General features: G+C 72.9%; 18 protein-coding genes and 2 pseudogenes. 8 read left to right on the top strand and 12 right to left on the bottom strand.

The annotated features are described in order from the left end of the window. Window positions 1–35 precede the first annotated feature (35 nt). From OTB19_RS31785 to OTB19_RS31775, 3 genes are all read right to left on the bottom strand, one after another. The gene (locus tag OTB19_RS31785; RefSeq protein ID WP_420716959.1) at window positions 36–2,024 is read right to left on the bottom strand and encodes an MDR family MFS transporter; all 1,989 of its coding nucleotides are present in this window, start codon (window positions 2,022–2,024) and stop codon (window positions 36–38) included. 185 nt (window positions 2,025–2,209) lie between these two features. Beyond that, the gene (locus OTB19_RS31780; RefSeq protein WP_267802137.1) at window positions 2,210–3,559 is read right to left on the bottom strand and encodes a 6-phospho-beta-glucosidase; all 1,350 of its coding nucleotides are present in this window, start codon (window positions 3,557–3,559) and stop codon (window positions 2,210–2,212) included. 140 nt (window positions 3,560–3,699) lie between these two features. Next, the gene (locus OTB19_RS31775) at window positions 3,700–4,599 is read right to left on the bottom strand and encodes a helix-turn-helix domain-containing protein (protein ID WP_267802136.1); all 900 of its coding nucleotides are present in this window, start codon (window positions 4,597–4,599) and stop codon (window positions 3,700–3,702) included. A 310-nt stretch (window positions 4,600–4,909) separates the two neighbouring features. Between OTB19_RS31775 and OTB19_RS31770 the strand changes: the two genes are divergently transcribed. The 3 genes from OTB19_RS31770 to OTB19_RS31760 all read left to right on the top strand — a co-directional run bounded on the left by OTB19_RS31770 (window position 4,910) and on the right by OTB19_RS31760 (window position 7,381). Next, window positions 4,910–5,578: a helix-turn-helix domain-containing protein gene (locus tag OTB19_RS31770; RefSeq protein WP_267802135.1), complete on the top strand. Its 669-nt coding sequence runs from the start codon at window positions 4,910–4,912 to the stop codon at window positions 5,576–5,578. A gap of 64 nt (window positions 5,579–5,642) precedes the next feature. Further along, a complete protein-coding gene (locus OTB19_RS31765; protein WP_267802134.1) occupies window positions 5,643–6,200 on the top strand; it encodes a toxin-antitoxin system, toxin component in 558 nt (185 codons plus the stop codon). Next, complete coding sequence (locus OTB19_RS31760; RefSeq protein WP_267802133.1) at window positions 6,197–7,381, top strand: MAB_1171c family putative transporter; 1,185 nt, start codon at window positions 6,197–6,199, stop codon at window positions 7,379–7,381. Before OTB19_RS31765 ends, OTB19_RS31760 begins: the two co-directional genes overlap by 4 nt. A gap of 31 nt (window positions 7,382–7,412) precedes the next feature. On the opposite strand, the gene OTB19_RS31755 is transcribed toward OTB19_RS31760, so the two are convergent. Beyond that, entirely contained in the window at window positions 7,413–8,189 is a 777-nt protein-coding gene (locus OTB19_RS31755; protein ID WP_267802132.1) for a DUF4239 domain-containing protein, read from the bottom strand. 54 nt (window positions 8,190–8,243) lie between these two features. After that, window positions 8,244–8,861 carry a hypothetical protein gene (locus OTB19_RS31750; protein WP_267802131.1) on the bottom strand — a complete coding sequence of 206 codons (618 nt, stop codon included), beginning with the start codon at window positions 8,859–8,861 and terminating at the stop codon, window positions 8,244–8,246. 342 nt (window positions 8,862–9,203) lie between these two features. On the opposite strand from OTB19_RS31750, the gene OTB19_RS31745 reads away from it, so the two are divergent. The 3 genes from OTB19_RS31745 to OTB19_RS31735 are packed head-to-tail and all read left to right on the top strand — an operon-like array spanning window position 9,204 to window position 12,741. Beyond that, window positions 9,204–10,733: a YfcC family protein gene (locus OTB19_RS31745; protein ID WP_267802130.1), complete on the top strand. Its 1,530-nt coding sequence runs from the start codon at window positions 9,204–9,206 to the stop codon at window positions 10,731–10,733. A gap of 41 nt (window positions 10,734–10,774) precedes the next feature. Continuing rightward, on the top strand, window positions 10,775–12,085 hold the full coding sequence (locus OTB19_RS31740) for a sensor histidine kinase (RefSeq protein ID WP_267802129.1): 1,311 nt from the start codon (window positions 10,775–10,777) through the stop codon (window positions 12,083–12,085). Then, the gene (locus OTB19_RS31735) at window positions 12,073–12,741 is read left to right on the top strand and encodes a response regulator transcription factor (RefSeq protein WP_267802128.1); all 669 of its coding nucleotides are present in this window, start codon (window positions 12,073–12,075) and stop codon (window positions 12,739–12,741) included. The genes OTB19_RS31740 and OTB19_RS31735 overlap by 13 nt, the downstream gene beginning before the upstream one ends. Here the strand turns inward: OTB19_RS31735 and OTB19_RS31730 are convergent. The 3 genes from OTB19_RS31730 to OTB19_RS31720 all read right to left on the bottom strand — a co-directional run bounded on the left by OTB19_RS31730 (window position 12,659) and on the right by OTB19_RS31720 (window position 17,185). Next, window positions 12,659–13,957 (bottom strand): glycosyltransferase 87 family protein, encoded by a 1,299-nt coding sequence (locus tag OTB19_RS31730; RefSeq protein WP_267802127.1) that lies wholly within the window; start codon window positions 13,955–13,957, stop codon window positions 12,659–12,661. The genes OTB19_RS31735 and OTB19_RS31730 overlap by 83 nt on opposite strands. A gap of 47 nt (window positions 13,958–14,004) precedes the next feature. After that, window positions 14,005–15,720 (bottom strand): methionine--tRNA ligase, encoded by a 1,716-nt coding sequence (metG, locus tag OTB19_RS31725; RefSeq protein ID WP_267802126.1) that lies wholly within the window; start codon window positions 15,718–15,720, stop codon window positions 14,005–14,007. A gap of 271 nt (window positions 15,721–15,991) precedes the next feature. Then, entirely contained in the window at window positions 15,992–17,185 is a 1,194-nt protein-coding gene (locus OTB19_RS31720) for a hypothetical protein (protein WP_267802125.1), read from the bottom strand. A 254-nt stretch (window positions 17,186–17,439) separates the two neighbouring features. Here OTB19_RS31720 and OTB19_RS31715 point away from each other — a divergent pair, with 254 nt between their 5' ends. Next, window positions 17,440–18,033, top strand: coding sequence for a sigma-70 family RNA polymerase sigma factor (locus OTB19_RS31715; RefSeq protein WP_267802124.1), 594 nt, complete (start codon window positions 17,440–17,442; stop codon window positions 18,031–18,033). Continuing rightward, on the top strand, window positions 18,030–19,871 hold the full coding sequence (locus tag OTB19_RS31710; protein ID WP_267802123.1) for a hypothetical protein: 1,842 nt from the start codon (window positions 18,030–18,032) through the stop codon (window positions 19,869–19,871). The genes OTB19_RS31715 and OTB19_RS31710 overlap by 4 nt, the downstream gene beginning before the upstream one ends. A 6-nt stretch (window positions 19,872–19,877) precedes the next feature. Here OTB19_RS31710 and OTB19_RS31705 read toward each other — a convergent pair whose 3' ends face one another. The 4 genes and pseudogenes from OTB19_RS31705 to OTB19_RS31695 all read right to left on the bottom strand — a co-directional run. Next, entirely contained in the window at window positions 19,878–20,270 is a 393-nt protein-coding gene (locus OTB19_RS31705) for a hypothetical protein (protein WP_267802151.1), read from the bottom strand. Window positions 20,271–20,841: 571 nt separating this feature from the next. Further along, window positions 20,842–21,291: pseudogene (locus OTB19_RS43450) on the bottom strand (serine/threonine-protein kinase); the annotation flags it as partial. A 7-nt stretch (window positions 21,292–21,298) separates the two neighbouring features. Next, window positions 21,299–21,559, bottom strand: a complete 261-nt coding sequence (locus tag OTB19_RS43445; protein ID WP_324290560.1) for a protein kinase domain-containing protein — start codon at window positions 21,557–21,559, stop codon at window positions 21,299–21,301. Window positions 21,560–21,852: 293 nt separating this feature from the next. Continuing rightward, window positions 21,853–22,524: pseudogene (locus tag OTB19_RS31695) on the bottom strand (DUF5753 domain-containing protein); the annotation flags it as partial. Window positions 22,525–22,651 lie beyond the last annotated feature (127 nt).

The raw sequence follows: 22,651 nt of genomic DNA, 5'->3' as shown, positions 1-22,651 counted from the left end.
CCCCACGCCGCCCGAACCGGGACCGGACCCTTCGGTCAGGTCGCCGCCCCCGCGGTCGGCCTCGGCGCGAAGTTGCCGTCGCCCAGGTCCTCCGCCAGCAGCCGCTTGGCGATCGCGTCCGCGGCCGCGCGCAGTTCCGCGCTGCGCGGCCAGCCCCGGTCCTTCTCCAGCTGGTCGCCGAGCCAGTCGCCCCAAGCGCGCGAGATGACGCCCGCCTCCCGCTCCCCCGCCGGGGTCAGCGAGACGAAGTCGTTCTCCCGGGTCAGGTACCCCTCGTCCACCATCCGTTCGAAGACCGGCAGCAGCACCTCCGGCGGGAGCGAGCGCCGCGCCGCGACCAGGCCGAGGCTCGCGTACCCGACCGTCCGGATCAGCAGGTCCACCTGCATCACCGCCCACGCACCCGCGATGTCCAGGCGGGTGTCCGAGGCGCCGACGATCCCGCGCGCCGTGTCCGCGCCCATGCTCCGGACGAGTTTTCCGACGGCCAGCTCCAGCAGCTTCGCCGAGTTCCCGGAGGCCGTGGCCGGCGAGCCGAAGCCGTCGCCCATGTCGGTCGAGCCGGCCCGGGCGCTGTCGCGCAGTCGGACCTGCTTGAGGAAGAGGGCGACGACGAACCCGAACAGCGCGACCGGCACGGTCCACAGGAACACCGTGTGCAGGGCGTGCGCGTACGCCTCGATGATCGGCGCGGCCGTCGCCGGGTCCAGCCCGTGCACCCCCTCGGGGCTCTGCGCGGCCTTGGCCACCTGCGCCGGGTCCGCCCCCGTGGCTCGCGCGGCCTCCGGGATCGCGGCCTCCAGCGCGGGTCCCAGGCTGTTCGCGTAGATGGTGCCGAAGACCGCGGTGCCGAAGGCGCTGCCGAGCGTACGGAAGAAGGTGACGCCGGAGGTGGCCGTGCCCAGGTCGGCGTAGTCCACGGTGTTCTGCACGGCGATCGTCAGGACCTGCATGGACAGGCCGATGCCGGTGCCGAGCACGAACATGTACAGCGATTCCAGCCAGGACGCGGTCCCCGGCTCCATCCGTGAGAGCAGGTACAGGCCCAGTGCCATGACGGCACAGCCCACGATGGGGAAGATCCGGTAGCGGCCGGTCTTGCTGACGGCGTTTCCGCTGAAGACGGAGGCGATCAGCAGGCCGATGACCAGGGGCAGGGTGCGGACGCCCGAGACCATGGCGGAGTCCCCGTCCACGTACTGGAGGTACGTCGGCAGGAAGGTCATCGCGCCGAGCATCGCGAACCCGACGACGAAGCTCAGGACGGAGCACACCGCGAAGACGGGGTTGTGGAAGAGTCGCATCGGCAGCATCGGCTCCGCGGCCCGCGTCTCGACCACGCAGAAGAGGGCCAGCGCGACGAGACCGCCCGCGAACAGGCCGATGATGACGCCCGAGGTCCAGGCGTACTCGTTGCCGCCCCAACTGGTGGCCAGGATCAGCGCGCTCGCCCCGACGGCGATCAGGGCGATGCCCAGGTAGTCGATGACGGGCTTGCCCTCGGCGCGCACCGACGGGATGGTGCGGGCGGCCGCGATGACGACGAGGATCGCGATGGGGACGTTGACGTAGAAGCACCAACGCCAGGTCAGCTGGTCGGTGAACAGGCCGCCGAGCAGCGGTCCGATGACGGTGGCGACGCCGAAGACGGCGCCGATCATGCCCTGGTACTTGCCGCGTTCGCGCAGCGGGACCACGTCGGCGATCAGTGCCATCGCCGTGACCATCAGGCCACCGGCGCCGATGCCCTGGACGCCGCGCCACACGATCAGCAGGGTCATGTTGCTCGCGAGGCCGCACAGGAAGGAGCCGGTGATGAAGATGACGGCGGAGAGCTGGAAGATCAGTTTCCGGCCGAAGAGGTCGCCGAACTTGCCGACCAGTACGGTCGAGACGGTCTCCAGCAGCAGGTAAGAGGTGACCACCCACGCCATGTGGTCCCCGCCGCCGAGGTCGGCCACGATCGTGGGCAGGGCGGTGCCCACGATCGTCTGGTCGAGCGCGGCCAGCAGCACGCCCAGCATGATCGTGCCGAAGACGACGTTGCGCTGCCGCCGGTCGAGCACGGGGGGCGCTGCGGCTACGGCGGGGGCAGTGGTCACACCTCGCACTCTCACAGCGCCCCCGACGCGGCGCATGCGGCGCTGGGCCGTACGACTGACCCCGACCCGCCGGAGTACGACCCTCCGCCCGCTCCCCCGGTGCCTCGTCAGCGCAGGTAGGCCAGCCCCGGGTGTTCCGCCGCGTACCCGTCGAGGAGGCGCCGGGCCACGCCCACCGAGTCCACGAGCGGGTGCAGGGCGAAGGCCTTGACGGCGTTCGCCCGCGAGCCGCTCGCAGCCGCGGCGAGGACCTCCCGCTCCACCGCCTTCACCGAGGTCACCAGCCCCACCGCGTGCAGCGGCAGGGGGGCCACGCCGACCGGGTGTGCCCCGTTGGCGTCGACCAGGCAGGGCACCTCGATGACCGCCTCGGCGTCGAGCACGGACAGGGTGGAGCCGTTGCGGACGTTCAGGATCAGGGTGGCGCGTTCGTCCCGGGCGATGGCCCGCATCAGCGCGAGCGCGACCTTCTCGTAGCCGCCGGACTCCAGGTCGCTCTCGTCGCGGTCGCCGACGCCCGCGGCCTCGCGGTTCTCGGCCATGTACGTGGCCTCGCGTTCGGCCCGGGTGCGGTGCCAGGCCGCGAGTGCCGCGCCGGCGGGCCGGCCGGGCCGGGCCGCCTCGGCGTAGAACCCGCGTTGCTGGTCGCGCAGGAAGGCCCCGCGGGTCTGCTCGACCTCCTGGTAGGCGCGCACGGTGTCACGGTTGAAGTAGTAGTAGTGGAGGTACTCGTTCGGGATCGCGCCGAGCGAGCGCAGCCACGCGGCGCCGAAGAGCCGGCCCTCCTCGAAGGACTCCAGGGCCGTGTCGTCGGCCAACAGGCGCGGCAGTTCGTCACGGCCGCCGACGCGCAGCCCGCGGACCCATCCCAGGTGGTTCAGGCCCACGTAGTCGATCCAGGCCTCCTCGGGCCGGGCCCCCAGCAGGCGGGCGATGCGCCGGCCGAGCCCCACCGGGGAGTCGCAGATGCCGATCACCCGGTGTCCGAGTTCCTCGGCCATCGCCTCGGTCACCACGCCGGCCGGATTGGTGAAGTTGATGACCCAGGCCTCGGGGGCGATCCGGGCGATCCTGCGGGCGATCTCGCGGACCACCGGCACGGTCCGCAGGCCGTACGCGATGCCGCCCGCGCCCACCGTCTCCTGCCCCAGCACTCCCTCGGCCAGGGCGATCCGCTCGTCGGCGGCGCGGCCGTCGAGGCCGCCGACACGAATGGCCGAAAAGACGAAGTCGGCTCCGCGCAGGGCCTCGTCGAGGTCCGTGGTGGCGACGACGATCGGCGCGTCCGGCACACCGACGGCCTGGTCCGCGAGCACCCGCGCCATGGCGGTGAGCCGGCCGGAATCCTCGTCGTACAGGGTCACGTGGGTCACCCGGCCCTCGGCATGGTCGCCGAGCAGGGCTCCGTGGACGAGCGGTACGCGGAATCCGCCCCCGCCGAGGATGGTCAGCCGCACGCTTCTCTACCGCCCTTCGCCAGTGCCACGATCGGCGACACGAATGCGGGGGCGCGGCCGGCGCGCCCCCGATCCGCGGCATCCGGGACGCGACACACGATCAAGGGCCCCAGTGTCCCCCGCCGGCGCCCCGCCGGGGATCACTCCGCCGGCGACGGCACGGCGCGCAGGCGCGCCCCCTGCTGGTACGGGGAGGTCGGCACGCTGCGGATCGGGCCGGTCGGCAGACCCTGCGGCGCCGACAGGACGAGCGTGATCCGGGTCAGGCCCATCCCCTCCAGCATGTGGCTCGATTCGGCCACCATCCGGCAGCGCACCAGACCCCAGCCGGGCTCCGGGTGGCGCACGGTCCGTACGGCCCCGTCCTGTTCGGCGGCGGCCGCCCCGTGGGTGCTCAGCCAGTGCGGGACGCCGTACCGGTAGGCGGCCTCCATGAACGGGTCGCGGGCCACCTCCTGACGGATGCTGCGCAGCCCCTCGTCGTCCGGGGCGCCGGCCAGGGCGTTGGCGAACTGGGCCAGGAGCGGTACGCACCAGGCCGGTTCATGGTCCTCCAGCACGGCCGCCGCGTCGGGGTGGAACAGCACGAAGCGCAGGAAGTTGTCGTCCGGCAGGGCCGTGGGGTGCGGGCGCACGGACTGGAAGAGCCGGTCGAAGGCGGAGTTGGTCAGGGCCACGTCCCAGCGGTGGTCCACCAGGAAACTCGGGTAGGGCACGGCCTCCATCAAGGCCGCGTAGTCGCACAGGTAGTCGCGTTGGGCGGGGTCCTCGGGCAGCCGGTTCTCCTCGGCCGCGCGCCAGGTGGGCGGCGGGTCCCGGTCGACCATGACCCGGAACAGCCAGAAGCACTGCCGCTCGCTCATCTCCAAGGACTCGGCCAGGGCGAGCAGCTTCCGGTCGGTCCATTCCTTGACCAGGCCGCGTTCCCAGTTTCCGTACGCGCGCACGCTGATGCCCAGCCGTGCGGCGATGTCCTCCTGGCTCAACCCGAGTTCTTCGCGACGCCGGCGCAAAATCTCCTTGCGTCGCTCCGACCGCACTGCGCCACGGGCGGATTCATCGTCCGCCAGGCGCTCCTCACCGGCTCGGGCGAGGCCATCGGACGGGCCCACCGCTGCGAGATGTAGCACCGAGAGCTCCCCCTCCTCACGGTCTGGATCTTCATTTCCGTGTGGCGATCCTGCTACCGACTTCATTCGAGTGTCAACTATTGTGGCAATTCCAGCCTCCTGGCAGCTCATTCCCGCCACAGCTGTGGCAAGTTCTGGCCCTGCCGCGAGAGACCGGATAGATTCCCTGAGGCCGACTCACGTGCCTGTACCGACCTCGCGCGATCTAGGAGAACCACTGGTGACAGACGGCTTCCCGGCTCCCGTCGCGGTGGCCAACGTGTCTCTGGCAGCCACCGTCACGCGGGTAGCCGAACTCGCGGGCAAAATGGGTCACGACCTGAACCAGGTCTTCGACCTGCGCAAGCTCTCGGACGCCTCCGGCGTCCCCACGGACGTGGTCAAAACCCTCCTCGACGGCCGGCGGGCCGGCGAACCCGATCTCCAGACACGCTTCCTCCAGCGACTGGACCTGCTGCGGCGCACCCGGGTGAAACCCAACGGCCGCCGCTACACTCAGCAGGAGATCGCGGACGGCGCGGGCATGTCCCGGCAGCAGGCGGGAGCCTTGATCAACGGCGACCGGCGGCCCACCATGGAGCACTGCGACGCCATCCAGCGCTTCTTCGGGGTACACGCGGGCTTCCTCACCGCCCACGACGCCGACGCCCTGACCGACGCACTCCAGCGGACCGAACAGCAGTTGCTCCAGGACTTCGCCGGACGCGAGCCGCAAACCGTACCGGCCGAAACCGCTTCGGTGGGCGATCCGCTGGCAAGACTGCTGCAGAACCACGGAGTGCGGGGGATCGCCTGGCGCGCCGCACAACTGCCCAGCGACAAGCACCGGGACAAAGTCACGGAATGGCTGGACATGCTCCTGGAAAGCGTCAAACCGAACGAATCATGACCCAGTCGAAAGTCTGGATCTGATCCTTGAGTCCTGATCCGGATCCGCGCCGACGGGGAGAACGGTGAGCATAGGCAGAGAGCAGCGGCGGTTGTGCGGGGAACTCGTGGCCGGCCTCAGGCTGACCACCCCCGTGGAACCCGTGGACCTCTACGCCGCCCTCTGTGAGGGCATGAGCAGACACCGCGGCCGCCCGGTGCAGTTCCGGATGGCGCCGTTCCCCCAGGGGACGGCGAGCGGCCTGTGGCTCGACATGGCGGACCGCGACCTCGTGGTCATCGAGGAACACACGGCGCCGGACCACCAACTGGTGATCCTCGGCCACGAGCTGTGGCACATGAAGGCCGGGCACTGCAGTCACCACGTCGACGGAGCCGCCGTCGCCGCCCGGATGCTGACCGACCAGGCCGATCTGGGCGAGACGGTTCGTCGGGTCGCCGCACGCACCCGCGCCGACGTCCGGGAAGAGACCGACGCGGAAACCTTCGGCCTCCTCCTCGGCAGCCGGTGCCGGACGTGGCTGGCCGGGTCCTCCGGCCAGCGCGCACCGGCGCAGCGCGACCAGTTGGCGGGCCGCATCGAGACCTCCCTCGGCTACCGGGGGCACAGGAACGAGCATTGAACGGACAGGACTACTACATACCGGCCGTCGCGATGGCGATCTCCCTCGTCTTCAAGCTGCCGGCACTGCGGACCAACTGGCGGGACCCGCTGCTGCGCTCGGTCTGTTTCCTGCTGCTCCTGGCCGGATCCGTCTTCACCTTCGCCGCCCCGCCCACCATCGGGGCCATCAACCGGTGGACGGGAATCACCAACTTCTCCGCCCCCTGGGTCTACTGCCTGATGACGGCGTTCAGCGCGTCCTGTCTGGTCCTCCTCCTCAACTGGAGGGGCGGACCGGCGGAGGACATCCGGCGCGCCTCCCGCCGATGGATCACCGGCTACGCCCTCGTCATCGCCGTCATCATGATCCTCTTCGCCCTCGGCTCCACCCCCGTGGAACGGTTGCGGGACTTCGACACCCACTACGCGAACACCCCGTACATCGGCGCCATGATCGGCCTCTACCTGGTGGCGCACAACGTGGCGGCCATGACCATGGTGGCGATGTGCTGGCGTTGGTCCCTCCAGGTGAACGGCTGGCTGCGCAGCGGCCTCGTCGTCATCGTCTGCGGATACGCCTTCAGCCTCACCTACGACGCCGCGAAGATGTCCGCGGTCGTGGCCCGCTGGACCGGGAACAACCTCGACGACCTGAGCACCTACGTCGCCCCGCCGCTCGCGGCCGTGGGCGCGCTGATCAGCGCCGTCGGCTTCGTGGTGCCGCTGCTCTGCCAGCGGGTGTCGGACAGCCTGCACGCCTGGTCGACGTACCGACGCCTGGGCACGCTCTGGCACGAGGTCCAGCGCACCGCGCCCGCCGGCACCCCCGGCGTGCGGATGTCCTGGTGGTCGCCCGCCGAGATCCGGGTGATCCAACGGGAGTCGGACATCCACGACGGATTCCTGCGCCTCGGCCCCTGCTTCGACCGGCGGCACCGGGACCTCGCCTACGAACGGGCCCGCGCGGACGGGGAGGACGAGGCGACGGCACGCGCCGTGGCCGACGCCGCGATGGTGGCGGCGGCCGTGCGCGCCGGCGCCCTTGAGGGCGCGGGCGCCGGGGACGAGGTCGAGGGCGAACGGATCCTCATCACCGCCGAGGGGGCGCGTGACCTCGTACGGATCTCCCACGCGCTGCGGCACTCCACCGTGGTGGCGGCGGCGCGCCGGGACGCGGCTCTGGCCGGGACCGGCCCGTAGGCCTGCCCCGGCCAGATCAGAAAGAGACGGCCTAGCGGGAAGCCGTCACCGACAGGGTGGGGAAGAGGTCCTGGAAGGGGCCGGCCGAGTCGATGCCGTCGCGGCCGTAGGGCGCGTCGAAGCTCCACACCATGAACAGCAGCATCACAATCAGCGCACTGAACAGCCCCGCCAGCAGCAACTCCCTTCCGGAACGGCGGATCTGGAGGGTGAAGATCAGCCCGACCGTCACCACCCCGCCGACCAGCAGGCCGAACCACACGACACCCGGCAGCGTGGACTCGTCGCTCTGCAGCCGCGAGTGGCGGGCGTCGTCGGCGGTCGCGATGTGGTCGAGCAGCGGCTGGTAGGCCTGTGCCTGGAGTTCGGTGGTCGGGCTCTGGTGGGTGACGTCGCCGCGCAGCGTGCCGAGCAGCCGCGCGCCCTCGGCGGAAGCGGCCTCACCGGAGGTCAGGAGCGGCCAGTCCACGGAGACGGTGTGGGCGACGTACGCGTTCACCTCGCCCCGGATCCGGTCGCGGACCGGGGCCGGGTAGACGTCGGCGCGCTGCGTCACCTCGTACAGCGACTGGGCCTCGCGGCGCACGCTGTCCTCGGCGGTGCCGCGCGCCTCCCAGACGCCCGCGATGGCCAGGCCCAGGACGATCGCGTAGACCACGCCGACCATCATCGTCATGTACTCGATGACGTCGGGGGTCTCGCTGGTGTCCTCGTCGGCGGCGACCCGGCGGTGCCGGATCGTGGTGATGGTGAGGACGAGGGCGCAGACGAGCGCCATGGCGATGGCCAGGACCAGCCATTCGGACACGAGGGATCTCCCGTTCGGGGGTCGGTGGGGACGGGCCGCGCAGCCGCGGGGCGGCTAGCCGCGGCCCTTGGAGCGGGGGCGCAGCGCGGCGGCGGCGAGCACGGCGGGGGTTCCGACGACGACCATGAGCATCATGGCGGACAGGCCGTCGGGGCCCCGGCGTTCGGACGCCGCGGGGTGGTACGGGCGCATCCGGAAGGCGCTGGTGAACTCCGTGGCCGTCCGCGCCCGGCCCGGAGCGGGTGCGGCCGCGGGCGCGACCGGCGGCACGGGTCCGGCGGGGGCCGCGGACGGGGCGGCGGCGGGCACGGGCTCGGCCCCGGCGGCCGGTGGCCCGTCGGGCAGTCCCGGTACCGGGGCGGCGGCGCGCGGGCCCTCGGCGGCGGGGAGCCCCGGGGCCCGGCCCGGGTGGTGGGCGGTCGGCCCGGCGCCGGGCAGGGTCACCCGGACGGGCGGCCGGACGGCGGGCGGTACGACGGACGGCACGGACGGCGGCCGGACGGTGGCGGGTCCGCCGGCGGGTGGCCGCACGTGCACGGACCCGCCCGGTACGCACACGTCCACCCGGGCGCCCCGCCCGTGGCCGTCCCCGGCGACGGCCACATGCCCGTGCAGCGGGCAGAGGGCGCCCACCAAGCCCGCTCCGGCGACGTACTGCCATGCGGTCACCACGCGGCACGACCTCCCCATCCGTTCGTCAGCCAAGACCAGCGGCAAAGCGGGTCACGGCTGAAGAAACGATCACGGCGCGGCTTCGACACGCGGCAGACAGGTCAAGATCCTTGTACGAACGGTCACCTCGGGCATCGGCCGGGCCGCCCTCACCCGCCCGGCCCATCCCGTCACGGCGTCCACACCGGCGTCGACGGATGATCGGAGGACCCCTTCCCGCGGATCGGCGGGCAGCCGGGGAGCAGAGGGGCGGTGGCGGATGGACACGGACGGCCGGCACGGCCCCGAAGTGCGGGCCGGTGTCCTCCTTCCGGGCGTGCGGCGGCCGCCGGGCGGTCGCCGATGACCACCACGCCGCCGCCTCCCGTCGTGGAGGAGGAACGGCCCGAGGGCAGGCGGTTCGTCTTCCCCAGCGCCCTGACGGTCCTGGCCGTCGTCACCGTGGCGGTCTGGCTGGTGGCCTTCCTCGTGCCGGCCGGCGCGTACGACCGCGACGACCGCGGTGCGCCGATCTCCGGGACGTACCACCGGGTGGACGACACCCGGACGTTCGTCGACCGCCTGGACGACCTGTTCCTGGCCCCGGTGAACGGGCTCTACGGCATCCAGGACACCACGACGCGGCTCGTCGGCCCCGACCTCTCGGGCGAGCTGTACGGAAGCGCGGGCGTCTTCCTCTTCGTCCTCGCCATCGGGTCGTTCATCACCGTCGTCTTCGCGACCGGCGCCCTCGACCGGGGCATCGCCCGCCTCGCGCACCGGCTGCGCGACCGGGGTCCGCTGCTGATCGCCGCCGTGATGCTGGTCTTCTCGATCCTGGGCACGGTCGAGGGCTTCGCCGAGGAGACCCTGGGCTTCTACGGCCTGCTGGTGCCGATGATGTTGGCGCTCGGGTACGACCGGCTCGTCGCGGCCGGCACGGCGATCCTCGGTGCGGGCATCGGCGTGCTGTGCTCCACCGTGAACCCGTTCGCCACCGGGGTGGCCTCGTCGGCGGCCGACATCTCGCTGGGCGACGGCATCGCCCTGCGCTCCGTGATGTGGCTGGTCCTCACCGCCGTCACCATCCTGTACGTCGTCCGCTACGCGCGACGGGTCCACAGGGATCCGTCGAAGTCCCTGTGCGGTTTCCTGCCCGGCGACCGGATGGAGAAGGCCGCCGCCGACTCGACCGAGGCACCGGAGTTGACCGGACTCCACAAGACGGTGCTGGCGCTGCTCGTCCTCGTGTTCTCCTTCATGATCTTCTCGGTGGTGCCCTGGTCGAGCGCCCTCGTCGGGAAGTCGGACGCCCGCCCGTACCGCTGGGAGTTGGGGTGGTCCTTCCCCCAGCTTTCGGCCCTGTTCCTGTGCGCCGCCGTGTTGGTGGGCCTGGTGGCGCGGATGGGCGAGCCGCGGCTGAGTTCGACGATCATCCAGGGTGCGGCCGACTTCATGTCGCCGGCCCTCGTCATCATGTTGGCCCGCGGGGTCACGGTCATCATGAACAACTCCCGGATCACGGACACGGTCCTGCACTCCATCGAGGGCGCGGTCCGGGGCACGTCCTCGGGAGCGTTCGCCGTCATCGTCTTCCTGGTGAACCTCCCGCTGGCGTTCCTGATCCCCTCCACCTCGGGTCACGCCACCCTGGCGATGCCGATCCTGGCCCCGCTCGCCGACTTCGCGGGCGTCTCCCGCGCGCTGGTCGTCACGGCCTGGCAGGCGGCCAGCGGGTGGATGAACCTGTGGGTCCCGACCACCGCCGTCACCATCGGCGGCGTCGCGCTCGCCAAGGTCGGCTACGACAAGTACCTGCGTTTCGTCTGGCCGTTGCTGGCCATTCTCCTCGTTCTGATCTGCGGGTTCCTGGTGTTGGGCGCGGCCGTGTGACACAGGGCGGGAGCCGGCGCGCCGTCACATAGGCTGCCTGTATGTCCGCTTCCGTCGCCGTCCCGGAGCCACCTGCCGAGCCGGCCGTCGCCGTGTGGGCCGCGATGCGACGGCCGGGACGATTCCTGACGTCGTGGTGGCCCTGGCGCTGTTGGGGCTACCTCGGTACCGGATCCGTCCTGGGTTACGCCGTGCTGCTCGCCCTGGTCGGGCTGGTCGGGCTGGGACTGCTGCTCGCCGTCGTCGGCGTCGGTCTGCTGCTGCTGACCGCGGCCGCGACGCTGGGGGTGCCGCTCGGGCGGCTGGAGCGGCGGCGGCTGCGCTTCGTGGAGCCGGCGCCGGTCGCCGACCCGCACACCCCGCTCGCCGGCGCCCGACTGTCCGCCCGGCTGCGCACCCGATTGCGGGAACGCTCCACCTGGCGGGAGTTCGGGTACGCCGTGCTGCTCGGGCCCGTCTTCGGGGCGGCCGGCTTCGGGGTGCTCACGCTGCTCGCGTTCTCCCTGATCCTCGTCTCCACCCCGGTGTTCGTGTGGGCCGTCGCCCCCGAACAGGTCATGCTGGTCCCCGGCCGGGTGGTGTCCGGCCCGCCGGAGGCCCTCTGCGGCACCGCCGTCGGGCTGTTCGGGCTCGCGGTGTCCGGGTACGCCGGTGCGCTGCTCACCGGGGCGCAGGTGAAGACCGTACGGCTGCTCCTCGGGCCGCGCGAGGAGGACGCCCGGGTGTGGGAGCTGACCCGTTCGCGGGTCCGTCTCGTCGACGCCTTCGAGGCCGAACGGCGGCGCATCGAACGGGACCTGCACGACGGGGCGCAGCAGCAGCTGGTGGCCCTGAGCATGACGCTGGGGCTCGCCGAGATGGAGCTGCGCCAGATCGCGGGGGCCGCCGACGCCGCGGCGCTCGTGGCCCGGGGGCGCGGCGAGGCGCGGCTGGCCCTGGAGCAACTGCGCGACCTGGTGCGGGGAATCCATCCGCAGGTGCTCACCGACCACGGTCTCGCGGCCGCCGTCGCCGAGGTCGCGCAGCGCCATCCGGTGCCGGTGACGGTGGACCTGGACCTGCCCCGGCTGCCCGAGTCCGTCGAGGTCACCGCGTACTTCACGGTCACCGAGGCGCTGACGAACGCGGCCAAGCACAGCGGGGCCGCGCACATCGGCATCGCCGGTAGGGTCGAGGCGGACCGGCTCACTCTCACCATCACCGACGACGGCCGCGGCGGGGCCGATCCCGGCGCGGGAGCGGGCCTGGCGGGTCTCGCGGACAGGGTGGCGATGTTGCAGGGCAGGCTGGTGGTGTCCAGTCCGGTGGGTGGACCGACGGAACTCCGGGTGGAGGTGCCGTGCTCCGGCTGATCCTCGCCGAGGACTCCGTGCTCCTGCGGGCCGGTCTCACCGAGTTGTTGACCCGCGGCGGCCATCACGTGCTCGCCGCCGTCGGCGACGCCGATCAGCTGGTGCGGGCCGTCGAGGCGGAGCGGCCCGACGTGGTCGTCACGGACGTGCGGATGCCCCCCGACTTCCGGGACGAGGGGCTGCGGGCCGCGCTCGAACTGCGTTCCCGGGACGCCTCGTTGCCGGTGCTGGTGCTGTCCCAGTACGTGGCGACCGCGTACGCGACCCGGCTCCTCACCGCCGGTGACCGCGAGCGCGGCGCCGGCGGGCTGGGCTACCTGCTCAAGGACCGGGTCGGCGAGGTGGCCGAGTTCCTCGACGCCCTCGAACGGGTGGCCGGCGGGCAGACCGTCATCGATCCCGAGGTGGTGCGCGTCCTGCTGAGCGCCCGGACGGCGGACCTGCCCCTGTCGCGGCTCACCCCGCGCGAGCGCGAGGTCCTGGCCCTGATGGCGGAGGGGCTCAACAACCAGGCCCTGGCGGCCCGGCTGTTCGTGACCGAGGCGGCCGTCGTCAAGCACGCGAGCAGCATCTTCATGAAGCTGGACCTGGACCCGACGGAGGGCAACCGTCGCGTCCTGGCCGTACTGGCCCACCTGCGGGGCGCACAGACCTGACCGCCCCGGGCGCACCTCCGCCCGGGGAGCCGTCCGTACGGCTCGGGGGCGGCGCGACGGGACCGACGCCCGAGCACCGTCCGGAGCCCGCGACGACGAGGGTGCGGGCCGGGAGGGTCATCGAGCGGGCCCACAGGGAGAGCACCAGCGGCAGCGCCAGGTACCCGAAGCGGCCCGCCGGGGCCAGCAGGAAGGCCAGGGTGAGACCGATCGCGAGGCGGTCGGCGGCGGCGCGCAGCGTCCGGGGCGGACGCAGCGCCAGCGAGGCGGCCACCGCGAGAGCACCCGCCGCGAGCAGAGCCATCGTCAGATACCAGCCCCACGGCCCGAGTTCGGCGAGAAGGTGCCCCGGCAGGGGGCTGCTCGCCGGGGTCGGCACCTCGGCCCGGCCCGTCGGGAAGGCGAACACCTGCCCCCACATCTGCGCCGGTTGGAGCAGCGCGCCCGGCAGCACCAACGCGGCCGTCCCCACGGCCGCCACCAGGGCGCAGCGCACCGCGGCCCGTCGGCCCCGGGCGGCCGCGAGGACGGCGACCGCCACCGCCACCGCGGGCAGCGCCGTCCACTTCAGCGCGCACGCCCCCGCGAGGGCCGCCCCGGCGAGGGCGGGCCGGCTGGCCACGGCCGCCGCCAGGGCCAGGCAGCACAGCCCGGTCAGCGGCAGGTCGACGCCGCTCACGACCAGCGGCAGCGCCAGGGCCGGCGAGGCCACCAGGACGGGCAGCAGGCCCCCGGGGCGGGCGCCCGTCACCCGGCGCCCCGCCCACCACCCGCCGAACAGGGCCGCCGCGCACCACAGGCGGGCGTCCCCCGGCGGGCCGGGCAGCACGCTCGGGATGCCGAAGGCCGCCATGCCCGGCAGGTACGGGGTGTACTCCTCGACCCGTACCGGCCGGTCCACGTACATCCGCCCGGAGTCCAGGAGGAGGCGCCCGGACCGCTCGATGACCGCCACCTCGCTCTGTCCCTGCCCGGTCAGCACCAGCCACAGCAGCGGAACGGCCACGGCGCCCGTCAGGGCCACCGCGACGGCCGCCCCCGGGCGGCGGGCGGCGAGGCCGGCCGCTCCGAGGTAGCCGACGGCCGCGCACCAGCCCCAGAGCCGGTGCGGGGCGAGGGTGGAGAACAGCGGGAAGCACAGGGCCCACGCGGCCGCGAGCAGCCACAGGGCGGTCATCCGGGGCGCGGTCCACCAGGAGTCGGGGGAAGGGGTCATGGGTCCATTGCAGCCGCGCGCCCCTCACTGCGGTGAAGCGGTGGGTGTCAGGCCTCCGGCGAGCCGCCGAAGCGCTCCCGGTACGACTCCAGGTCCTCTTCGGTGATCTTCGCGAAGAGGACCGGAGGCACGGTGAACGGCGTACCGGCCGGAACCGCGTCCAGCGACCTGGCCTGCTCCGGGGTCACCCACGTCGCGGTGTCCTCGGCGAGGGTGAACGCGGAGCGCATGGCGCGCGCCGAGGACGGGATGAAGGGCTCGGAGACCACCGAGTAGAGGTGGATGAGGTTCATCGCGGTCCGCAGGGTGAGCGCCGCGCCCTCCGGGTCGGTCTTGATCTCCAGCCAGGGGGCCTTCTCCTCCAGGTAGGAGTTTCCGGCCGACCACAGGGCGCGCAGCGCCGCCGCCGCCTTGCGGTACTGGAGGGTCTCCATGTGGCCCTCGTACTCGGCGAGCAGCTCGGCGATCTGCTCGCCCAGCTTCGCCTCGGCCTCGCCGGCCGCGTTGCCCGCGGGGACGTCGTCGCCGAAGCGCTTGCGCGAGAAGGACAGCACCCGGTTGACGAAGTTGCCGAGGGTGTCGGCGAGGTCCTTGTTGACCGTGGCGGTGAAGTGCTCCCACGTGAAGGACGAGTCGTCCGACTCGGGCGCGTTGGCGATGAGGAAGTAGCGCCAGTAGTCGGCCGGGAGGATCTCCAGCGCCTGGTCGGTGAAGACGCCGCGCTTCTGCGAGGTGGAGAACTTGCCGCCGTAGTACGTCAGCCAGTTGAAGGCCTTGACGTAGTCGACCTTCTTCCACGGCTCGCGGGTGCCGAGTTCGGTGGCCGGGAACATCACCGTGTGGAACGGGACGTTGTCCTTGGCCATGAACTGGGTGTACCGGACGTCCTCGGCCTCGTACCACCACGCCTTGTAGTCGCGGTTGGCCGGGTCGGCGTCCGCCCACTCCTTGGTGGAGGCGATGTACTCGATCGGGGCGTCGAACCAGACGTAGAAGACCTTGCCCTCGGCCGCCAGCTCGGGCCAGGTGTCGGCGGGGACGGGAACGCCCCAGTCGAGGTCACGGGTGATGGCGCGGTCGTGCAGGCCCTCGGTCAGCCACTTGCGGGCGATCGAGGAGGCCAGCTGCGGCCACTCCTCCTCGTGCTCCGCCACCCAGGCCTCGACCTCGACCTGGAGCTTGGACTGGAGGAGGAAGAGGTGCTTGGTCTCGCGGACCTCCAGCTCGGTGGAGCCGGAGATCGCGGAGCGGGGCTCGATCAGGTCCGTGGGGTCCAGGACGCGGGTGCAGTTCTCGCACTGGTCGCCGCGGGCCTTGTCGTAGCCGCAGTGGGGGCAGGTGCCCTCGACATAGCGGTCCGGCAGGAAGCGGCCGTCGACCGGCGAGTACACCTGTCGGATCGCCCGCTCCTCGATGAAGCCGTTCTCCTGGAGCCGACGCGCGAAGTGCTGGGTGATCTCGGCGTTCTGCCGCGAGGAGCTGCGGCCGAAGTAGTCGAAGGACAGCTCGAAGCCGTCGTAGACCGCCTTCTGGGCGTCGTGCGCCTGCGCACAGAACTCGGAGACCGAGAGACCGGCCGCCTTGGCGGCGAGTTCGGCGGGGGTGCCGTGCTCGTCGGTGGCGCAGATGTAGAGGACGTCGTGGCCGCGCTGGCGGAGGTACCGGGAGTACACATCCGCCGGAAGCATCGACCCGACCATGTTGCCCAGGTGCTTGATCCCGTTGATGTAGGGAAGCGCGCTGGTGATCAGGTGTCGAGCCATCCTCGGATGCTCCATTCGTTTCATTTGTACGGATTTACGCGTGACGACCCGTCGTGACGGATCGTGATGCTGTTCATCGTATCGAACCGCCGAAAGGCGCCGTCCCGCATTTTCCACGGGTGGACCGAACACAAAAGCGAGGACAGTGACCTCTCCGTCACGGCCCTCGCGATGGGGCCATGCTACAGCCGGAGGGCCGGGGCCCCGACCGGCGGCCGCGGGGTGGACGGCCGCGCCCGAGGGGTCCGGGGGCGGCGTCCGGTCCCGGCGTTCAGTCCCGGCCGCCGGCCGCCCCGTCGAGCGCGGTGATCCCGGCGCCGCTCGCCGGCCTCCCGGTCAGCCGGACCGCGGCGCCCCGGGCGCCGGCGGGGGCGACGAGACTGCGCCCCTTGCTCTCCGCGCGGACCGCGCCGGTCGCGGTGATCCCCGTGACCTCCCGGCTGCCGGCGGCGAGCTGGTACCAACGACCGGCCGGGGAGCGCCAGCGGGCGCCCGCGAGCAGGTGCTGCCCGAAGCGGCCGCAGGCGGCGGTGGCCCGCGCCCGCGCCACGTCCTGCGGCGGGCCCGAGGGCGGGCGCAGTTGGACGAGCACGTCCCCGGGGCCGGCCCAGCCGGAGGCCCGGGTGCAGGACCAGACGGCCCGACCGCCTCCGTCGGGGAGTTCCGAGTCGGCCACGGGCCCGGCGAGCGGCCGGGTGTCGGGCGCCCTCGACGCGGTGTGGGCCGCCAGGACCCCGCCGACGACGGCGAGCGCGGCCGTCGCGGCCCACACGGCCCGGGCCCGGCGGCGCCGGCGCAGCAGGTCGGTGGGACGGGCACTGACCACGCTGGCGTCGAACTCCGGGTTCCGCAGGGCCCGCAGGAACGCCTCCCCCGCGCGGGGCCCGGCGTCCGGGTCGGCGGTGTCCCCCGCGTCGCCCAGGTCCCCCACGGGCACCGCGACCGCCTCGCGGACGGCGTCGGCCGGGTCGGCGGCGCCGGCCGCGCGGAGCAGTCGTACGACGCTCTCCTCGGGCAGGCCGTCCAGCCGGTGCAGCACGAAGGCGGCCCGTACCGGGGCGGATGCCCCGGCCGGCAGTCGGGCGGCCTCGTCGATCCCGCCGGCCGGGGGCCACAACCGCAACCCCCAGACGAAGGGCGGGGCGGGTGGCCAGGAGAGCCGGGCCAGGGCGGCGCGGGTCCGGCCGGCCCGGGCGAGGGAGGCGCGGAGCACGCGTACCCGTACGTCCTCCAGCGGGGCGCCGGGGCTGTCGGGGCCGCCAGGCCCGGCGACTCCGGGGCCTCCTCCCCGGGTGTGCGGGAGCGCGCGCTGCACGGCTCTGTGCGCCAGCAGTACGCGTGCGTGCCGCCCCGATGTCCCGGGGAGCGTCACGTAGGCGAGCCGTACCAGTCGGGGGTACTGCTCGACGATGACGGCCTCGGCCTGCTCGACCGCGGTGGTACCGAATCGCTGCGATGTGCCCACGCTCCGACAAACGAGTGAATCTTGGGATGGTCACACGCGGTGTGCGGTCGGGACGGTGCCGCAGGGTCCGGCACGCGAACGGCATATGCGTATGCGCCGGTTGAGGGGCGGCTCGATCGAAGTTGGTCGCAAGTCGATCACCACTGTGCCGATTGCTTCCAGCTTTCTTCTCTACGCCCTTCGAGTGCGCCCGCGCTGACACGCTGGCGGTGCGAGCGCCCAGGGGATGAGGGCTCAGGGGATGGGGTGGAGCGGTGAACGATGGCGGACCGGAGGAGTCCGGCGGGGCCGTGGGGCTGCCGAGCCGGCGACGGCAGCCGACTCCGATGACCCAGTGGGATCCGCCCGCGCGCCTGTCGTACTGGGCCTTCCACACCAACCGGCGGCCCGCCTACATGCGGTTCGCCTATCTCCAGCTGGGCTCCGACGCCGCCGCCGAGGACGCGGTCGACGCCACCTTCGACACGCTCATGAACGACTGGCTCCGCATGCTGCACATGGACCGCCTGGACGCCTACGCCTGGACCGTCCTCAAACAACGGATCGTCGATCGGCAGCACCGGCGCGTCCCGTGCCCCCGGCCGATGGACATCAGCGCCTTCGAGGCGGCGCTCAAGGAAGCCCACTGCGACCAGTACGAGGTGCTGACCGACACCATCCGCTTCTACTCGGCCGTCTCGCGGCTCGCCGAGCGGCAGCGGGACACCGTGATGCTGCGGTACGGGCTCCAGTGCACGCCCGGGGAAGCCGCCTCGGTGATGGGTGTCGACGAGGCCACGGTCCGCTCGCAGCTCGGCCAGGCGCACCGTCGACTCGCCCGGCTGCTCGACGCGTCCGTCGAGTCATGAGGCCGCGCGAGAGCCGGGACCGCGACGGGACCCCTCGCTCCCTGGCCGAGTTCCTGGCCCGGGCGGGCGTCCGCGACCGCTATCCGCACTACGACCTCGGCACGGCCGAGGCCCGGTTGCTGCGCTCCCCCCGGACGCCCGCCGGCCGCGCACGACGCGGCTCCCCCCTCGGCTGGAGCGACCCGGCCCGGGACGTGCCGCTCGACGCCGAGCGGGCCCGGCGCGACCTGAAGTCGGCCTGCCTGGGCGCCGTGTGCGATCCGAACGCGGAGGCCCGGCTCACCTCCTTCGCCCGCGGCGGGCACACCGACCTGGCCGGCGCGGTGGTCTTCGGCTGCCTGCTGCACCTGTCCGGTCTCCGCGAAGGGGCCCGGTTCTGGTGGCAGTTCGCGGCCGGCTCCGGGCGGCCCCGGACCGCGGCGGCCGCCTACTGCCTCTTCCTCGACCACTCCCGGCGCGGCGAGCACCACGACGCCCGCGTCTGGGCCCGGGAGCTGGGCCGTCGCGGCTACCGACCCGCCGGCCACCGGGAGCTGCGCGAGGTCCGGCTGTGCGCGCAGGCGGCGGTCCTGCGCTACGTGGACCAGCTCGACGATCCCGATCTGGGGCCGGTGCCGCTGCCCAAACCGGGGCTGACGACCGTGCTGGCGGCGTTCCGCCCCGCGCCGGCGCCGCCCGCACCGGCCGCACCGGGTGCGGGCCCGCCGCGCCGGCCGCCCGTGACCGGGGCCTCCCGTGCCGGCGGATCCCTCGGCGCCGCGGGCGAGGCCCTCGCGCAGGCCCGCCGCGCGCTGGCCGTCGTACGCGTCCTGGAACGTCGCCCGCTGGGTGTGCGGACCTGCCAACTGGGGCGGGAATCGGGCCTGGCCGAAGCGGAGCTCGCGCCGCTGCTGTCGATGCTGTGCGAGGAGGGGTACGCCTGTCGCCCCGTCGCGGGGCTCTACGGCCGCGGGCCGGCCCTGGACCGGCTCGCCGCCCCGGGCCTCGCGGTCCTGGCGGGCCTCGCGGGGCAGCTCCGGCGGGCCTTGGCGCGGGACGGCGTGGAGGCCGCCGTCCACCTCGGCCCGTACCCGGACGCGGAGGCCCGCATCCCGCGGCCGGCGGACGGGGCCGGCGCTCCACCGGGGTGGAGGTGGCCGGACTTCCGCGCCGGTGCGCACGCCGCAGGCATCGGGGCGTGCCCGTTCACCGGCCTCGACCACGACCTCGGCGCGGACCACGTGGCGCGGCGCCGCCCGGTCGCGTCGACCCCGCCGGCGGTCGTCACGGACGGCCGCATCCTGTTCCACGCCCTCGACCCGATGGCGTCGGGCATCCCGGTCTTCGATCTGCGCGCCTGCTCCCCCGGGGCCGGCTGCCCGGTCGCGCCGGCCGTGGGCGGCGCGGCCGCCGGCTGTCTCGGGCTGTCGCTGCCCGCGCCGCACGCGCACCGGCTGCGGCGGGCCGGCGACGCCTTGCGCCGCACGGCGGTGCCGGTGCTCCTGGCCCTCCTCCTGTCGGGCGCGATACCGGCGGAGGCCCCCGCCGTGCGGGCGGACGTCACGGGGGCGGCGAACACTCCGAGCCCCCCGGTCCCGCCGGTCTCGCCGGCCGGGATCACCCCGGAGACCCTGCGGCACCTGCGGAAGCTGTTCCGTACCCCGGTCGGTGGTGGCGCCGGCGCGGACGGCCCCCATCTGGTCAGCGACCCGGTCGCGGCGGCCGCCTACCTCTTCGCCGCCGTACCGGAGGACGCCGAACGGCCGCGGCTGGCGCTCCCCCACACCTTCGCGCCGCTCACCCCCGGCAGCCTGACCGCGCCGGGAGGGCTGGTGGTCCTGGGGACGGACGAGACGTGACGGGACTCAGGCCGGGGGGACGAAGGAGTCCAGCGCCGCGTCGAAGTGGCTCCGCGCCTCGCCGAGCCGTCCCACCGGGGCGGAGACCCAGACGTCGTACATGCCGCCGTTCTCGTCCCAGCAGAGGTCGAAGGTGTGCCGGGGACCCTCCGCCGCGGTGAAACCGTTCCAGGTGAACTCCCACAGTGCGGCGGGCAGTCCGTTGTGGGTGGTCCGCACGACGGTGTTGTCGCGGTAGCCGGGATTGGTGTCGGGGCCGGCCGTGTCGGAGGCCTTCATCGCCGCGGGCGGCCCGCCGGCGACGGGCGGCGTCGACTTGATGCCGATCCGGAAGGCCCCGTCCGGGGAGACGTAGAAGACCCGCTGGTCGTCGGCGGTGCGCCGGTACCCCTGGGGCACGGCGAGGCTGAACCCCTCCCGGTCGACGACGGTGCGGTAGCCGGCGGGCGCGGGCTTGGTGGGCGCGGAACGCTCGGGCTGTGTCCGCGACCCGGCAGGGGTGGGGGTCGCCGGGGGCGAGGGGGCGGCGTTCGCGGGGCTCGGGGAGGCCGGGGCCCCGCTCGCCGTTCGCCGTTCGTGGCGACCGGTCCGCGGCCGGGGCGCCGGAGGCGGGGCCGGCCGTGTCGGTCCGGCCCCGCGACCCGTTGTCGAGCAGCGAGGTCACGGTCACGGTGGCGACGACCGCCAGGACGACCAGGGCCACGACCAGCCCGATCCGCAGGGCCGGGCGGGCGGGGGCGGCGGGCCCGGCCGGCCGGGCCACGTGCTCGGTCGGGGAGTAGCCGGGCGGGGTGCCGGTGCCGGTTGCCGCCTTGCGGCCGGAGGTCCCGGCGGGCGGGGTGGGGGCGGCGGCCCGGTCGAGCAGGGGCATGGTGCCGGTGGCCACGTACGCCGACAGCAGCCGCCGCGTCTCCGGTGCGTCCAACCGTCGCTCCGGATCCCGGTCCAGCAGGCCGCGGATGACCGGCAGCAGCGGCCCCGCCTTCGCCGGCGGGCGGATCTCGTCGTGGACGACGGCGTGCAGCACCCCGCCGAGGGAGTCCCGGTGGAAGGGCGATTCCCCCGTCAGGGCCGCGCACAGCAGGGCGCCCAGCGACCACAGGTCGGATTCGGGTCCCGCGGCGGCGCCCTGCATGCGTTCGGGCGAGGTGTACTCGGGTGAGCCGACGAAGGCTCCGGTCTCGCTGAGGGTGGTGGCGCCGGCGAGGTGGGCGATGCCGAAGTCGGTCAGGACCACCCGGTCGGTGCCGGTCTCCATCAGGACGTTGGCGGGCTTGACGTCCCGGTGGAGCACCCCGCGGGCGTGGGCCGCGGTGAGGGCGCCGAGCAGGGCGAGCCCGGTGCGGGCGGTCTCGGCGGGGTCCAGCGGGCCCGTGGCGGTGAGCCGGTCCGCGAGGGATCCGCCGTCGACGAGTTCCATCACGATGTTACGGCCGCCCGTCGTCCTCCACCACATCGTGGACGACGACCACGTGGGGGTGCCTGACCTGCGCGACGGTGCGCGCTTCCCGCAGGGCGCCGGCGGCTTCCGTTCCGTCCCCGACGTGGAGCTCCTTGACGGCGACCGACCGGCCGAGCAACTCGTCGGTCGCGCGCCAGACGGTTCCCATCCCGCCTCTGCCCAACCGCTCCTCCAACCGGTAACGCCCGGCGATCACAGGCCTGTTGCGCGGATGGTGCTGCGACACGTCTCTCCCCCTCGCCCCGTTCAGGGCCATGATGCCGCACAACGCAAAAAGCCCCACCGAAGTGGGGCTTTCGTGCTGGTGTCCGAGGGGGGACTTGAACTCTCCACTCGGACACCAGCTTCTTAGTTAGCTGACCTGCATAAATCCCCGCGTGCAGGCCATCCCCGGCCCGCCACGGTTGGTCACCCTCACCTGCTGTTTCTGCCTGTTTCGGACCGCTGTTGGTCATGCGTTGGTCACGTGACCATCCCGGTCCATCCCGGTGCAGAGACTGCTGCCGGCCGCCAGAGGACTCAGTTCAGGGCCGCCAGAGCACCCGCTATGAGAGACCGTGCAGCAGCACCCCGCGCGGCTCCTTGTGAGAGCCGTTCGAAGGCTCTGGCGTACAGCTCGACTTGGCTGGGCTGTATGAGGGTGGAAGCAGCATCCAGACTGTCCGCATGCACCCTGGCGTCATCGAAGATCGTGAAAGTGGGCATCGGCCACACGGTCCGTTGTGCTGAGAAGGGGACGATGCCCACGGCGACATTCTGGAGATCCATAACCCCGAGTAGGTGGCCAAGCTGCGCCGCCATGGTCTCGGCACTGCACAGGCGATACCGCAATACGGACTCCTCCAGGACGAACGAGAACCGGCGTGCGCCGTTGCTCAGCACCGCGTTACGCCTTATGCGGGCGGCCACGGCCTCACTGACGTCGTTGGGGGTTCCCCGGAAGTCCGCGATGGACGACAGAAGAGCAGCGGCGTAACCGGGCGTCTGGAGGAATCCGGGGACCACGTCGGAAACGTAGACCCGGAACCCTTTGGTTTGTTGGTACAGGTCGCCTGTGGACTCTTGCAGGCGACGGAGACCGCTCCGTTGGAGTCCTCTCCACTGCACATGAGCATTGGCGGACTGCCTGTTTGCCGCGATCAAGTCAGGGGTCTGATCGTCTGCGGAGCAGGCTCGACACCATGCTTTGATCCTCGATCCACCGTGTAGTGGTCGGGCTGTGGACGGAGAAACCAGAAGAGGTGCCTGCTGACCTGGGATGATGGGAGTTCTGACGCTTCCACCAGTACCAACCAGCAAGGCACCTCTGAAGTGAAAT

The sequence above is a fragment of the Streptomyces sp. H27-H5 genome, assembly GCF_026627505.1.
Taxonomy (GTDB): domain Bacteria; phylum Actinomycetota; class Actinomycetes; order Streptomycetales; family Streptomycetaceae; genus Streptomyces.
Note: the sequence above shows the minus strand (reverse complement) of the source record. Positions and strands in the feature narration are given on the sequence as shown.